The following is a 14,702-nucleotide window of genomic DNA, read 5'->3' on the forward strand; positions in this document are numbered from 1 at the left end:
GAGCGGGTCCGAAGCTCAGGCCCGCTCGCGTTCGAGGCTGGTCACGACGCCTTTCGCCGCCGCGAGTTCCTCCTCGTTGATGCCGTGGCCCATCCCCTCGTAGATGCGCTCGTCCACTTCGGCGCCAATCGCCTCCAACACCTCGGCCGTCTCGTGGACGCGTTCGAGCGGGATGTGGGGGTCGGAGTCGGAGCAGCCGACGAACGCCGGCGTCCCGTCGAGGTCGCCGTCGTACTCGCGGGGAGTGCCCGGCGGGCCGATCAGCCCGCCCGAGAAGGCGATCACCCCGCCGTAGCGGCGGGCGTTGCGCGCGGCCCACTCGGAGGCGAGACACGCCCCCTGCGAGAAGCCCAGGAGCGCGACCCGGTCGTATCCGACGGCGTCGGCCGCGCGGTCGACCAGCCTCCCCACGAACGACAGCGCCGACGAGAGGTGGGGTTCGTTCTCGTCGGTCTCGGCGAGGAACGACTGGGGGTACCAGGTGTTCCGGGCGGCGCTTGGCGCGAGATAGGCGACGTGGTCGGTGCCGAACTCGTCGGCCATCCCGAGGATGCTCCGGGCGGTCGCACCCCGGCCGTGGACCATCACGACCGCCGCGCGCGCGTCGTCGAGGTCGGCGCCCTCCGTGACGACGGGCTGGTCGGCGTGCGGTCCCTCGACGCCGTCGAGGGCGAGGTCCGTCATCGTCCCACCGCCCCCTCGTCGGCGTCGCCCGACGTGGTGGTCACGCGGCGGACGCCCGTGACCGGATCGAGCTCTGGTTGCGTCACGACACCGCGTACGCACACCGTCGTCATAAGGCCTCGCTGGCCGGCGGGTCAGCCGGTGACGTGCGCGTCACCCGGGCGGTCCGAGGTGGGGACTGGTGGGGGACGCGAGCGACCGCGCGCGGCCCGACCGTCCGCCCCCGCCACGAACTCGCCGGGACCGACTCGTTTTTGCCGTTCGGTGTTCCACGCCCGGTCGTGTTCCCCGGCACCGCGGAGTACGACGTCGACGTGACGGTGGCCGACGCGGACGTCGAGCGGCTGCTGTCGGTGACGCCCGCCGACGTGGCCGCGGCGCCGGAACTGACGTTCGCGCGGAACGTGTTCCTCCCGCTGACGACCGCCTGCCGGTACACCTGCACGTACTGCACCTACTACGACGTACCCGGCGAGGCGGAGCTGATGTCGCCCGAGGAGATCAGAGAGCAGTGCCGGGTGGGCGCGGACGCGGGCTGTACGGAGGCGCTGTTCACGTTCGGCGACAAGCCCGACGACCGCTACACCGCGATACACGACCAGGTGGCGGAGTGGGGGTACGACTCGCTCCTCGACTACCACGAGCGCGCCTGCGAGATAGCGCTCGAGGAGGGGCTGTTGCCCCACTCGAACCCGGGCGACCTCACGCGCGAGGAGTTCGAGCGGCTCAAGCGGGTCAACGCCTCGATGGGCGTGATGCTGGAGACCACCGCCGAGGTGGACGCCCACGCGGGCGGGCGGCGGAAGACGCCGGGCCAGCGGCTCAACACCATCCGCGCGGCGGGCGAGGCGGGCGTCCCGTTCACCACGGGCATCCTGGTCGGCATCGGCGAGACGTGGCGCGACCGCGCGGAGTCGCTGCTCGCGATCCGCGAGCTCCACGAGCGGTACGACCACGTCCAGGAGGTGATCGTCCAGCCGGTCGTCCGGAACGACCGCTCTGACTTCGACACCCCCTCGACGGAGGCGATGCGGCGGGTGACCGCGATGGCGCGACACGCGCTCCCGGAGTCGGTGTCGGTCCAGTCGCCGCCGAACCTCGCGCCGGTCCGCGACCTGCTCGACTGCGGCGTCGACGACCTGGGCGGCGTCTCGCCCGTGACGGACGACTACATCAACCCCGACTACGAGTGGCCCGCGCTCCGCGAGTTGGAGGAGATAGCCGACGCGGGCGGCGTCCCGCTGTACGAGCGGCTCCCCACCCACGACCGATTCTTGCCCGCGGAGCTCCGTCGCCCGGGGTTCGACGGCGACGCCGCCGCCGGCGAGTGGTTCTACGGCGCGATCCCCGACGCCCTCGACCGGGCGGACGTCCACGGCGAGCGGTTCCGCGGCGTCGCGCGCCGGGACGGTCCGCTGTCGGTGTGACGCGCGGCCGGGACGCGACCGGGCGACCGCACCGGACCCCGGCCGCACCGAACCCCGGCCGCGCCACGCGCGACTATACGGCTATCTCCTCGGCGCGCGTAGGGGACGTATGCAGCCGACGACACACCCAACGGCAGGTCTGCCGCGCGCTCGCCGCCCTCGGCGGCGTCGCGGACGCGGCCACGGTCGACGCGTGGCTCCGCGGGAGGAGCGGTCTCACCGTCGCCGCGCCCGACCTCCGACGCGAGACGCGCGACCTGGTCGACCGCGGGGTCGTCGCCGTCGTCGGCGGCGTCGACGTGGGCGACACGCTCCCCGCGAACGTCTACGCGCTCACGCCGGCCGGCGTCGCGTTCGCGGCCGGTCTCCCCGCCGACCCCGGCGTCAACGAACTCGCACAGGACCGCCCCGCCCGCCGGTCGCGCGCCCGCTGACGGGCGGGGTCGCGTCGGAAACGGGCGATAATCACCGCTTTTCGACACGGGTTCCGTCCACCCGTTCCGGTCCGGTCCCGGCACGGGCGAGCGGTTTCGCCCCGCGTCGAGCTGTGATCGGTGCCACCACTCCACACGAATACTGCCCGTATCCGCGAGCGGGAGCAGAACTCGCCCGCCCCGGAACGTCGATATACGTTCGTGATAGTTCCTCCCCGTGAACACCGTCGAGCAGTGGAAACGGGAGAAACACCCCCTGGACGTGATCGAGGACGTCCGCGCGTACGCCGAGGAGGGACTCTCGTTCGAGGAGATCGAGGCGCGGGCCGGCGAGGGGGAGTGGGAGCGGCTCAAGTGGGCCGGGATGTACGCCCACGGCCGGCAGGACGACTACTTCATGATGCGGACGAAGGTGCCCGGCGGACGGCTCACGCCCGAACAGGCGCGGGTGGTCGGCGAGGTGGCCGACGAGTACGCCACCGCGCCGCCCGAACACGGCGGGAGCGACCAGAACCCGGTGTGGGGCGACGCGTTCCTCGACGTGACGACGCGGCAGGATATCCAGATGCACTGGATCGAAGTCGAGGACGTGCCCGCCATCTGGGAGCGGTACGACGAGGTGGGGTTGACGACGGTCCAGGGCTGTGGCGACTCCGCGAGGAACGTCCTCGGCTGTCCGGCCGCGGGGCTGACCGACCACGAGTGTTTCGACGCCCAGCCCGTGGTGGACGCCGTCTCCGACTTCTTCACGGGCAATCGCGAGTACGCCAACCTGCCCCGGAAGTTCAAATTGACCGTCACCGGCTGCCGGGAGGACTGCGCGCAGTCGCAGATCAACGACGTGGGGCTGACGCCGGCGCGGAAGACGCTCGACGGCGGGGCGGGCGCGTCCGGCGACGAGGTGTACGGCTTCCACGTCCGCGTCGGCGGCGGCCTCTCCGATGGCCCGCGGATGGCGTCGGACCTCGACGTGTTCGTCCCGCCCCAACACGCGGTGGAGTTCTGCCGCGCGGTCGCCCAGACGTTCAAGGAACTCGGCGACCGGCACAACCGCGGCGTCTGTCGGATGCGCTACCTGGTCGAACAGGTCGGCCCGGAGGCGTTCGAGGAGGCGGTCCGCGAGCGGTGTTCGGTCGACCTGCCGACGCGGGGGACCGACCGCACGGTCGGGTACACCGGCGACCACGTCGGCGTCCACGACCAGAAGCAGGAGGGACTGCGGTACGTCGGGTTCAACGTCGTCGCGGGCCGGATGGGCGGCGACGAGTTCGCGGCGGCCGCCCGCGCCGCCGAGGAGTACGGCACCGACGAGTCGACGGTACGGCTCGCCACCGACCAGAACTTCCTGATCACCCACGTCCCCGAGGGGAACGTCGACGACCTGCTGGCGGAGCCGTTCGCGGCCGACTACCAGCCCGACCCGGGACCGTTCTCGCGGGGCGCGGTCGGCTGTACCGGCTCGGAGTTCTGCAACTACGGCATCATCGAGACCAAGCGCCGGGTCCGGCGGTGGGCGCGCGAACTCGACGACCGGGTCGACACGCCCGACGACTTAGAGGTGGTGCGGATGCACATGTCCGGCTGTTCGGCGTCGTGCGCACAGCCGCAGATCGCGGACGTCGGCTTCCGCGGCGAGACGGTCAAGACCGGCGTCGACGACGCGGACGACGACAACGACGACATCGTCGAGGGGATGGACTTCGGACTCGGCGGCAGCCTCGGGAGCGACAACGAGTTCCTCGACTGGGTGGAGACCGCGGTGCCCGCCGACGCGGTGGTCCCGGCTCTGGAGCAACTGTTCGCGGCGTACGCCGACGAACGGCGCGACGGCGAGCGCTTCTACGAGTGGTGTCGCCGCCGCGACAACGCCGAACTCAGGAGCCTGATGCAAGCCGCCGACGCCGACGTCTCCGGGGGGGTGGCGGCCGATGACTGAGCGGTCGAGCGACGCACCCGCCGACGCCGCGCCCGAACTCGCGGAGGGCGCCGACGGCGTAGATCGGACGGACGGCGCGAGCGACGGACCGCTCCCGGGCGTCCCCGACGCCGGCGAGAGTGGCGCGGACGGCGACCCGACGGTGCCGCCGGCGAGCGGTCGCGGGGGCGGCCGTCGACCCGACCCCGCCCCCGAGCGCGGAGAGGGGAAGCCGATCCGGTACTACCGGGCGTCGGACGGGCGCTCGAACGGGGGCGACCCGGACGCGAGCGGGGACGCGTGTGGCTGCGGCGGGGGGTGCGGCTGCGGCGCCGACGGCGCGTCCGACGCCGACCGGACCGCCGCCGACGGCGGGACGACCCCCTCGAACGTCGACGCCGACGGCACCCTCACGGACCTCTCGTTCACCGAACCGCGGACGGGCGAGAGCCAGGACGTCTCGACCGACCCCGCAGAGCGGGTCGGCGTCCCCGACGGCGCGGATCTGGACACGCCGGGCTACTCGATCCGGAGCCGGATGAACGACATCGAGACGCCCGACGAGAAGACGTGGTTCATGGAACTCGACGCCGCCGTCATCGACGAGGGGCGGTGTATCCAGTGTGGCACCTGCGTCGCCGCCTGCCCGTCGGACTCGATCGGCATCGGCGACGACGGCCTGCCCGAACTCGTGAAGATGTGTACGGGCTGTTCGCTCTGCTGGGACTTCTGTCCCCGCGGCGGCCTCCGCTACGAGCGGCAGTGGAAGATCACGGGCGGCGACGACAACGTGAAGGGCGCGGGCGACCCGATCACGGAGTTCTCCGCGCGGGTGGGCGAGAGCTGGCAGCGTAACGCCCAAGACGGCGGCGTGGTCACCTCGCTGTTGAGCCACCTGCTTGAGGCGGGCGAGATCGACGGCGCGCTGATCGCGACGGAGTCCGACGACGAGCCGTGGAAGGCCGAGAGCTTCCTCGCCACCAGTCACGCCGAGGTGGTCGCCAACGCGGGGAGCTTCTACAACCAGACGATGGCGCTCGGCAACCTCGACCTCGAACGCTGGGAGCACAAACTCGACGTGCCGCTGGCGGAGGCCAGCCTCGCGCTCGTCGGCACGCCCTGCGAGATAGAGGGGATCCGCGCGCTCCAGGACTTCGAGTGGGAGTACGGCTCCCAAGAGGAGGGCGTCCGGTCGATAGAGTACGCCATCGCGCTCATGTGTACGAAGAACTTCAACCACCAGCGGCTCATCGGCGAGCAGTTGGCCGAGAAGCGCGACATCCAGCCCGAGGCGATCGGCAAACTCGACGTGCTCGACGGCGAGATGCGCGTGTACGACCACGACCACGACCTGATCCTGGAGGAGGACGTGTCGAACTTCCACGACGCCGCGCTCAAGGGGTGTGACGAGTGCGCCGACTTCACGGGCTACTGCGCCGACGTCACCGTCGGCTCCGTCGGGTCGAGCGACGAGTTCTCCAGCGTCGTCGTCCGCACCGAACAGGGACTGAAGGCGTGGGAGTTGACCGAACCGGACCTGGACTACCACGACCTGGAGGACCGCTCGGCGGTCGGCAAACTCCAGGGGTGGGACAAGAAGAACGCGTTCGAGTCGCTCGAACGGCCGTTCGACCCGGACGCCCCCCGGTTCATCGAGTACACCGAGCACGCCGAGTGGTACGGAACGGAGATGAACCCCCACGAGGCGGACCACTGAGGGCCGGTCGCCTCGCCCGGTCGAGCGCGGTCCCGTCGGGCGGGTCGTGAGTCGCCTCGCCCGGTCGAGCGCGGTCCCCCCGTCTCACGTTCGTCTGTGACCACCGGGTGGAGCGCCACCTTCTTTATAAGACCCCCCGAAGCCGGGCCGTTACATGGATCCGGCCGCCCTACAGTTCGGCGTCACCTTCAACGACGTGTTCGCGAACGCCGAGGCGTACCTCCGACAGCTGATATACTTCGTCGTCGGCTTCGTCGCAGTGTACCTCCTCGGGAAACTGGTGGTCGCGCCGCTGGTACGACGGATCATGGCGAACCGCGGGTTCGACGAGGCGGTCCGGAGCCTCACCGACAGCCTCGTGGGCGCGTTGGTCTTCTTCGTCGCGCTCGCGGTTGCGTTCACCGTCGCCGGCTTCCCCAGCTTCCTCACCGCCGCCGCGACGCTCGGCGGCGCGCTCGCGCTCGCGCTCGGGTTCGCCGCCCAGGACCTCATCGGCAACTTCGTCGCCGGGGTGTTCATTCTCAAGGACAAGCCGTTCGAGGTGGGCGACTGGATCGAGTGGAACGACATGTCGGGCCGGGTCGAGGACATCGACCTCCGCGTGAGCAGGGTCCGGACGTTCGACAACGAGCGGGTCACCGTCCCCAACGGCGAGTTGGCCAACAACGCGATCACCAACCCCGTGGCGTACGACACGCTCCGCCAGAAGTTCCTGTTCGGCATCGGCTACGACGACGACATCGACCGGGCGACCGACGCAATCGTCGAGGAGGCGGAGGCGACCGACGGGGTGCTCGACGACCCGGCGCCGTCGGTTCGGATGACGGAACTCGGCGACAGCGCGGTCGGTCTCCAGTCGCGGATCTGGATCGCCGACCCCGACCGGGCGGACTTCGTGCGCGTGCAGTCGGAGTTCGTCCAGGCGGTCAAAGAGCGGTTCGACGCCGAGGGGATCGACATGCCGTACGTCTACCGGCAGCTCACGGGGGAGGTCGAAGTGGTCGAGTCGGTCGCGGACGGTGCGGACGCCGGCGGCGGACTCGACGCGGGCGTCGACGACGTGGACGGCGAGGGCGGCCGGTAACGCGGCTGGAACTGTCGGGAGCGCGCCGAACGCCGGCCGGGAGCGCGTCACCGCCGGTATCGCGGGCGAGAGCGAGAGGCAAAGGCACATATCCCTCGACGTTCCAGTAGCCGCCAACGTGAGTTTTCGAAGCCGGGCCGCCGGAGCGGTCGAGTCCGCCTACGAGCGGCTCCTCCGCCGCGAGGTCGACGGGGCGCCGACGCACGTCGCCATCATCCAAGACGGCAACCGTCGGTACGCGCGCTCGAACGGGGACGACGCGTCCGACGGCCACCGCGCGGGCGCGGATACGACCGAGCGGGTGCTCGACTGGTGTTCGGAGATGGGCGTCGAGGAACTGACGCTGTACGCCTTCTCGACCGAGAACTTCGAGCGGCCGCCCGAGGAACTCGAACCGCTGTTCGACCTGCTCGAATCCAAGCTGTTGGAGTTCGCCGACGCCGACCGGGTCCACGACCGCGAGGTCGGCATCCGCGCCATCGGCGACGTGGACCTGCTCCCGGACCGGGTCCGCGAGGCCGTCACGTACGCCGAGGGGCGGACCGCGGGGTACGACGAGTTCACGCTCAACATCGCGCTGGCGTACGGCGGCCGGAACGAACTGCTCGGCGCGGTCCGCTCGGTCGCGAGCGACGTGGCCGACGGCCGCCTCGCGGCCGACGAGGTGGGCGTCGCCGAGGTGGAGTCGCGGCTCCACCGCGGCACCGTCCGCGACGTCGACCTGATCATCCGGACCGGCGGCGACGAGCGCACCTCCAACTTCCTGCCGTGGCACGCCAACGGCAACGAGGCGGCGGCGTTCTTCTGTACGCCCTACTGGCCGGAGTTCTCGAAGGTGGACTTCCTGCGGGCCATCCGGACGTACGAGGCGCGCGAGGAGTCGTGGCGACGCGCCCGCACCAAACGGGCGGCATCGCTAGTCCGCGCGCTCGCGGAGGTGGAACTCGCCGACGCCCGCGCCGTCGCGGGTCGCCTCCGCGGGACGCTCGGGAGCGACACCGGCGAGGTGGAGGAGGTGCTGTCGAACCTGCCCGACGGCTCCGAGCGGTCGGAGGGGTCCGAACGGGCGGAGCGACCCGACCGACCCGAACGGCGCGAGCCCGTCGAGTCGACCAACTGAGCCCCGCCGACGGCCGTCTCTCTCCCCTCTCCGACGCCGACCTCCGACGGCGCCTCACGTCCCATCGCAGGCACGCCCCCGAGTTTTCAACACGGATAATTCGAACGGAGGGTACATGTACAGGGGTTGATTCTGGCGATACGTGTCCCCGGAACTGGTCAAGAAAACGAACGAACAGGTAGTCGAGTACGACAGCGAACTGGGCGTGCCCGTGTTCACGTGGAACGCCTTCGTCACGGGCGAGACGTTTCGGTCGATCGCCCGCGAGTGGGAGTCGTTCATCGCCGAGAAGGGAGTCGAACGGTACGTGGTGAACACCCAGAAGGTCACCACCCACGACGACGCGGACAAGCAGTGGCTCGCCGAAGAGTGGATCCCGAGCCTCATCGACCACGGCGTCCGGGCGGGTGCGGGCGTGTACGCCGACTCCGCCATCGCGACTATGGAGATGTCGAAGGTGGAGACCCAGTTGAGTTCGATCCACCCCGACTTCGAGTTCCGGGTGTTCGCCACCGACGACGAAGCCCGCGAGTGGCTGGCGTCCCAGTAGTCGGCACGCACCACGACGACCCCCGGCTTTTCCGACGCGTCGACCCGAACAGCGCAGCACACACCGCGCTTGGTTCGTGCGGAGGGCAGGTCTACCGGCCGAACCGACGCTGGCGGTTCTGGAAGTCGAGCACCGCCCGCAGGTAGTCACGCTCGCGAAAGTCGCGCCAGTTGACGTCGGTGAAGTACAGTTCCGAGTACACCGACTGCCAGATGAGGAAGTCGGAGAGGCGTTCGGCGCCGGTCTTGATCACCAGGTCGGGTTCCTCGGGGAACACCAGCCGCGACTCGATGTCCTCCTCGTCTATCTCCGCGGGGTCGAGTTCGCCCGCCTCGACCGCCTCCGCGACGTCGCGGACGGCGGCGGCGAACTCCCGCTTGCCGCCGAGACCGATGTTGACCCGGACCGGCGCGTCCGCCCGCTGGGTGTCCGCGGGCGTCCGGACCGCGAGCCGTCGGGGGGCGTCTACCTCCGCGAGTTCCCGCGCCAGCGTGTCGACCACCGCCTCGTCGAGCACCGACACCGTCACGGTCACGCGGTCGGCGCCGTACTCGAACGCCCAGCCGAGGAACGCCTCCAGCGTCTCGTAGGCGCCCTGTTCGAGGAGGTCGCGCTCGGTCAACACGACCGCGACGTGCGCCGGCGGCGCGGCGGGGTGGCGGCGATGGCGGACGGAGAGATACCTGTCGTAGAGACCCACTACGAGGGTCGTCCTCGGGTGACCACCAAAAGGCTGTCTCCCGTGTCCGCCCGAACCCATCGCCGCCGGGACCGCCGGTATCGCGGCCGACGGCGGCCGATACGCCGGGATGGACGAACGTGGGATGTCGGGAGCGTTAAGTGGGCGTCGGCGATACCGTCGGTCGTGAGACACCGACTCCGGCGCGCCGGGGGGTTCGCCGCGGTGGCGACCCTGGCGCTCGCGGCCCCCCGGTTCGGGTGGGCGGCCGCGGCGCCCTTCGCGGCCGTGGCGGTGTTGGCCGCGTTCGTGGTCGACGACGGGCCGCTGTTCGAACTGTTCGCCCGCCCGGGCGACCACGAGGACGGCCGGCTCAACGGGCTGGCGGGGTTCGGGCTCGCGGCGACCGGGCTGGCCATCCTGACCGCCGTCCGGGAGGCACCGATGCCCGACGGCGTGTTCGTGGCGACGGTGCTGCTCGTCGCGTTCGGCAACCTCGGACACGAACTCGTCCGGACGCACACGACCGACGAGTTCCTCACCACCGTGGGGTTCCTCGCCGGCGGCTTCCTCGCCGGGACGGCCGGACAGGCCGCCGCCGCGGCCGTCGCCGACTCGTTGGTGCCGGCTCGCGTCCCCGAGTTCGTCTTCCTCGCGGCCGTCGGCGCGCTGGTGGCCGCGCTGTTCCGCTCGGTGCTGTTCGCGCGCGACGACGCGCTCGTGATGGTGACGGTCGCGTTCCTGCTGTGGCTGTTCGCGGCGCTCGTCGGCACCGTCTCGGCGACGACCGTCGCCGTGGGGCTGGCGGTCGCCGTCGCGTTCGGCTGGCTGTCGTACGCGCTCGACGTCGCCTCGATCACGGGGATGCTCACGGGCGTGCTGCTGTCGGCGGTCACGGTCGTCCTCGGGGGGTACGGCTGGTTCGTCGTCCTCATCACCTTCTTCGCGGTCGGCGGTCTCTCCTCGAAGTTCCGCTACGAGGTGAAACGCGAGCGTGGCGTCGCCGAGGACAACGACGGCGCGCGCGGGACGGGGAACGTACTCGGGAACGCGACGGTCGCGCTCGTCGCCGTCGTCGCGGCGGCGGCGGCGGCGCGGTTCCTGCCCGGCCGGGTGGTGTTGGGGTGGCCCGTCCACGACCTGCTCGCGTTCGCGTTCGCGGGGTCGCTCGCGGCCGCGATGGCCGACACGCTCTCCTCGGAGTTCGGCGGGCTGTTCGACGACCCCCGGCTCGTGACGACGCTCGAACCCGTCGACCCCGGCACCGACGGCGCGGTGACGTGGCAGGGCGAACTCGCGGGGGTCGTCGGCGCGGCCCTCGTCGGCGCCATCGCGGCGGTGTTAATGCCCGTCGGCTCCGCGACGACCGGCGTGGGCTTCCTCGTCGTCGCCGGCGCGGGCGTGGTCGGGATGAGCGTCGACAGCCTGCTCGGCGCCACGGTCGAGGGCGACCGGTTCGGCAACCAGACGGTGAACTTCCTCGCGACGCTGTCGGGCGCCATCGCGGGCGTCGGGTTCGCGCTCGCCGCGTTCGTCGCGCTGCTGGCGGTGTAGCGTGCCCGTCAGACGCGGTACTCCGGCGGACGAACCCGCCCTGCGGGCGCTACAGTCGCACCTCCGCGAGCCGAGTCCCGACCTGCTCGCGTACGGACTCCGGGCCGGTCGCGTCCTCGTGAGCGAGACGGACGCCGGCGACGCCGTCGGCTACCTCCTTCCGGTCGACGGCGACGACGTTCACGTCGCGGAACTGGTCGTCCACCCCGACCGCCGCCGCGAGGGGCGCGCCCGCCGGCTGCTCCGCCGCGCGCTCGCGGCCGCCGACGGCCGGGTGACGCTGTTGGTCGCGCCCGACAACGCGGCCGCGCTGTCGCTCTACCGGAGCGAGGGGTTCCGCGAGGCGGGCCGCCGCCCCGGCTTCTACGACGACGGCGACGCGCTGTTCATGGCGCGGCCGCCCGACGGGAGTGGGGAACGGCGACCCGGCCCGGAGTAGGGAGCCGACCGGACGAGCGGGGGCGGGGTCAGCGCTCGGTCGACGGCGCGGACGGCTCCGACGCCGCCGCGTAGTGGCGGTAGAGCGGACCGACCAACAACAGGAGTCCGGCGAGCGCCGCCGCCGCGACCAACCGCGGGTCGAACGCGGCCGCCACCCCCCGCCCGCCACCCGACCCGCGGAGGCGCCGGCGACGGTGCCCGCGACGGCCCACGGCACCTCCCCGACGGCGGTGCCCGCGAGGAACGGGAGGAGGCGGACGCCCGCCAGCCCCGCGCCCACGTTCACCACGTCCGAGGGGACGGGTACCAGGCGCACGGCCGCGACCGACCGGGCGCCGCCCGCGACCGACACGGCGCGCTCGCCCGCCCCGGCGGCGCGCGTCGTCAGCGCCGACAGCCGACCGCCCCCCCAGCCGTCGCGTCCGCGCCGGGCGAACCAGTAGGGGGGCACGCTGGTGAGCGTGATGAGGCCGAGCGCGAGCGGCGCGCCGGCCAGCCCGAAGCCGTAGCCGGCGACGACGGCGAGCAGCGTCGTCGGCCACGCGAGAAACGGCCGGACGACCGCGAGTAGACCCAGCGCCGCCGCCAACCGCAGCGGGTCGGCGGCGAGCCACGTCAGCCGGTCGACGAGGAGGGCGGGGGAGGTGAGCCACGCGGCCGCCGCGACGGCGACCAGCGCGGCGCCGGCGGCGAGCGCGCGGCGGTTCACGCGACCCACTCGGCGAGCGGGGGGCAAAAACAGCGCGGTCGGGCCGCCGTCGGGCCGCTCGCCCGACCCCGCGCCGGCGGGCTTAAGCGGCCGCGACCGGAACCGTCGACGACGTGCCGGACGGGACCCGCTCGCAGACGGTCGAACTCGGGGTCGAACTCCTCGCACACGTCGAGGACGACGACCTGCCGCTCGCGGAGGCGATGGACCGTATCGAGACGGTGACGACCGACCCGGCGCTCACCCGCGAGATACTCGACACCGCCGAGGTCCGCGGCGTCATCGACCGCGAGGACGCACGCGTCAGCGTCAGGCGGACGGGCGCGTTCGTCCGGTTCGACGCGCAGGTGGTCGAACGCGACGGCGAGTTCGACTGCCGGCGCTGTGGGGCGAGCATCTCGACGGGTCACTTCGTCCGGTTCGAGGCGGGCGAGGTCGGACCGTTCGGCTCCTCGTGCGTTCGGAAGGTGCTGGGGCGGGAGTAGCGCCGGCCCGCGTGTTGTCCGCGCGTGGGGACCGGCTCGGCTCGCCCCGGCCGCTCACCGACCGCGGCGGAGTTCCTCGACGAGCCGTTCGATCAGCTCCGCCTGGCGGTCGAGTCGCTCCCCCTGACGGTCGACCGCCCGCCGGAGCTCGGCGAGTTCCGCCGCCGTGCCGTCGGCGGGTGCCGGCGTCTCGAACCCCGACTCCGCGAACCCGTCGTCGACGGCGCCCGCCGTGTCGGTCGCGGTCGATCCGTCGGCGTCGGTGCCACCGGCCGCAGCGTCCGCGCCGTCGCCGGCGGTCGGCCGGGCGTCCGCTCCGACGCCCCGACCGTCGGCTCCACCGCGTGCGACGCCGTCCGCCGGACCGGTTCCGGCGTCCGCCCCCGGTTCGGCTCCGTCCGGGGTCGCGTCCGCGTCCGTCGCCGTCGGCTCCGAGCCGTCAGACCGCGGCCGCTCGCCGGCGCCGTCGGCGGCGTCGGCCGCCGCGGCGGGGCTCGCCGACAGCGGCTCCGGTCCGTCGCCGAAGTCGACGGTCGCACCCTCCCCGTCGCGTTCGTCGGCGCCGTCGGCGTCCGCCGAGAGCGCGCGGAACGCCTCCAGCGACGCGGCGTCGTAGTAGGCGCACACCGCGTCGGTGACGGCTTCGCGGACGGCGCGCGACTCGGCGGTCGGCGTCTTGAACCGCTCCTGCCGGTCGTCGACCGAGAGCACGACCGAGGTGGCGACGCTCCCCTCCTCGAACCGGACGTCGGTCACGTCGTCGTAGGCGAACTCCTCGAACTCCTCGTCCCAGACGGCGGTACCGACGTGTTCGACCAGCCGGGAACTCGTGACGACCAGCGTGAGTTCCGAGAAGCGGAACGTCCGCTCGACCGTCTCGCCGGGGTCGGTGACGCCGGCCGTCGAGAGCACGCCGGCGAGCACCGGGTGGAGCACCTCTGCCAGCCGGTCGCGCGGAATCGCGACGGTCTCCTCGCCGTCGAGCCCGTAGTCGAGCGTCAGCTTCGCCTTCCGGCGCGACTCGGCGACCGACACGCGCTCGGCGCCGTGCGGGTACTCCTCGACCGTCTCGTCCGAGAGCAGGCCGTCGGCGCGGTACACCAGCGTGCGCGTCGGCGTCACGACCAGTTCGTCGTCCCCCCCGAGACCGACCCGTGCGACCGGCTCCTCCCCCGACAACTCCCCCCGAACCAACTCCGGCAGGCTCATGTCCCCGAGTGGTCAGTGAGTGGGCTTAAATCCGCGGGTCGATGGCACGTACTGATACTCGCGGCCGTCCGCCGCGTGCGGGCGTCTCACGCGGTCGACTCGGATGGGAAGGTTCAAGGGCGAGACCGCACGACGTGGAGGTGAGCCGGGGTGGCTTAGCTGGACATAGCGCCGCACTCATAGGGTTTCGAGATTCGGTGCGGACCGCCTTGGAAGCCTCCGCCCCAACGGGGCCCGCCGAGCCTCGTACCTGGGTCATGCGGAGATCGTGGGTTCGGAGCCCACCCCCGGCACTCCTCTCCTCTCGCGTCCGTCCGCGGAGTCCGTCGCCCGCCACCGCCCGAGCGACGGGTCGACGACTCGTCGGCCGTCCGGCGCGGTTCCCCGACGTCGAACAGCGCCGCGCGTGACGGCGAGGTTCGGCTCCGAGCGCGGTCGGCGGCGCAGCGCCGCTCAGCGTGTTCGACCCCGTCGACGTGGACGCGGCTGGCCGGTCGAGTTCGGTAGAAAGGCCGCGACGGCGGCCGGAAGCCGCCCGCGACCGAGTGTGTCATATCCGGGTGAACCGGACAATATTCCCCTCTCCCTCCAGAGCAATAAACCTATGCCAGACTGAAATCGGGATTTGACGGACCGGTAGGCTTAACACGTTGATCGGGAGCGCGCCGCTTCCGCCGGGGACCGACCCGCTCGT

Annotated in this window: 13 protein-coding genes, 1 tRNA gene and 1 pseudogene; 11 read left to right on the top strand and 4 right to left on the bottom strand. The window is 72.0% G+C overall.

The window, feature by feature from the left end; genetic code table 11:
- Window positions 1-15: 15 nt before the first annotated feature.
- Complete coding sequence (locus K933_RS08160; RefSeq protein WP_023394233.1) at window positions 16-684, bottom strand: alpha/beta hydrolase; 669 nt, start codon at window positions 682-684, stop codon at window positions 16-18.
- Between the two features lie 281 nt (window positions 685-965).
- Between K933_RS08160 and cofG the strand changes: the two genes are divergently transcribed.
- The 7 genes from cofG (at window position 966) to K933_RS08195 (ending at window position 8,931) form a co-directional block, all read left to right on the top strand.
- A complete protein-coding gene (gene cofG / locus K933_RS08165) occupies window positions 966-2,111 on the top strand; it encodes a 7,8-didemethyl-8-hydroxy-5-deazariboflavin synthase subunit CofG (protein ID WP_023394234.1) in 1,146 nt (381 codons plus the stop codon).
- Window positions 2,108-2,545, top strand: coding sequence for a hypothetical protein (locus tag K933_RS08170; protein ID WP_023394235.1), 438 nt, complete (start codon window positions 2,108-2,110; stop codon window positions 2,543-2,545). Before cofG ends, K933_RS08170 begins: the two co-directional genes overlap by 4 nt.
- A 217-nt stretch (window positions 2,546-2,762) precedes the next feature.
- A complete protein-coding gene (locus K933_RS08175) occupies window positions 2,763-4,481 on the top strand; it encodes a nitrite/sulfite reductase (RefSeq protein WP_023394236.1) in 1,719 nt (572 codons plus the stop codon).
- Window positions 4,474-6,177 carry a Coenzyme F420 hydrogenase/dehydrogenase, beta subunit C-terminal domain gene (locus K933_RS08180; RefSeq protein ID WP_023394237.1) on the top strand — a complete coding sequence of 568 codons (1,704 nt, stop codon included), beginning with the start codon at window positions 4,474-4,476 and terminating at the stop codon, window positions 6,175-6,177. The genes K933_RS08175 and K933_RS08180 overlap by 8 nt, the downstream gene beginning before the upstream one ends.
- A gap of 154 nt (window positions 6,178-6,331) precedes the next feature.
- Window positions 6,332-7,261 (top strand): mechanosensitive ion channel family protein, encoded by a 930-nt coding sequence (locus K933_RS08185; RefSeq protein WP_023394238.1) that lies wholly within the window; start codon window positions 6,332-6,334, stop codon window positions 7,259-7,261.
- A 118-nt stretch (window positions 7,262-7,379) separates the two neighbouring features.
- On the top strand, window positions 7,380-8,381 hold the full coding sequence (gene uppS / locus K933_RS08190) for a polyprenyl diphosphate synthase (protein WP_023394239.1): 1,002 nt from the start codon (window positions 7,380-7,382) through the stop codon (window positions 8,379-8,381).
- 142 nt (window positions 8,382-8,523) lie between these two features.
- A complete protein-coding gene (locus tag K933_RS08195; protein WP_023394240.1) occupies window positions 8,524-8,931 on the top strand; it encodes a hypothetical protein in 408 nt (135 codons plus the stop codon).
- A 91-nt stretch (window positions 8,932-9,022) separates the two neighbouring features.
- On the opposite strand, the gene K933_RS08200 is transcribed toward K933_RS08195, so the two are convergent.
- Window positions 9,023-9,631: an undecaprenyl diphosphate synthase family protein gene (locus K933_RS08200; RefSeq protein ID WP_023394241.1), complete on the bottom strand. Its 609-nt coding sequence runs from the start codon at window positions 9,629-9,631 to the stop codon at window positions 9,023-9,025.
- A 165-nt stretch (window positions 9,632-9,796) separates the two neighbouring features.
- Between K933_RS08200 and K933_RS08205 the strand changes: the two genes are divergently transcribed.
- Window positions 9,797-11,164 (top strand): DUF92 domain-containing protein, encoded by a 1,368-nt coding sequence (locus K933_RS08205; protein ID WP_023394242.1) that lies wholly within the window; start codon window positions 9,797-9,799, stop codon window positions 11,162-11,164.
- A gap of 1 nt (window position 11,165) precedes the next feature.
- Window positions 11,166-11,603: a GNAT family N-acetyltransferase gene (locus tag K933_RS08210; RefSeq protein ID WP_023394243.1), complete on the top strand. Its 438-nt coding sequence runs from the start codon at window positions 11,166-11,168 to the stop codon at window positions 11,601-11,603.
- A 28-nt stretch (window positions 11,604-11,631) separates the two neighbouring features.
- Here K933_RS08210 and K933_RS08215 read toward each other — a convergent pair.
- A pseudogene (locus K933_RS08215) lies at window positions 11,632-12,314 on the bottom strand (VTT domain-containing protein).
- A gap of 113 nt (window positions 12,315-12,427) precedes the next feature.
- Here K933_RS08215 and K933_RS08220 point away from each other — a divergent pair.
- Window positions 12,428-12,799, top strand: a complete 372-nt coding sequence (locus K933_RS08220) for a DUF5830 family protein (RefSeq protein ID WP_023394245.1) — start codon at window positions 12,428-12,430, stop codon at window positions 12,797-12,799.
- A 54-nt stretch (window positions 12,800-12,853) separates the two neighbouring features.
- Here the strand turns inward: K933_RS08220 and K933_RS08225 are convergent, their stop codons facing one another.
- Complete coding sequence (locus tag K933_RS08225) at window positions 12,854-14,008, bottom strand: DUF7115 domain-containing protein (RefSeq protein WP_023394246.1); 1,155 nt, start codon at window positions 14,006-14,008, stop codon at window positions 12,854-12,856.
- Between the two features lie 144 nt (window positions 14,009-14,152).
- Here K933_RS08225 and K933_RS17950 point away from each other — a divergent pair.
- Window positions 14,153-14,301: transfer RNA gene (locus tag K933_RS17950), tRNA-Met, on the top strand.
- Window positions 14,302-14,702 lie beyond the last annotated feature (401 nt).

Source organism: Candidatus Halobonum tyrrellensis G22 (genome assembly GCF_000495475.1).
GTDB lineage: Archaea > Halobacteriota > Halobacteria > Halobacteriales > Haloferacaceae > Halobonum > Halobonum tyrrellense.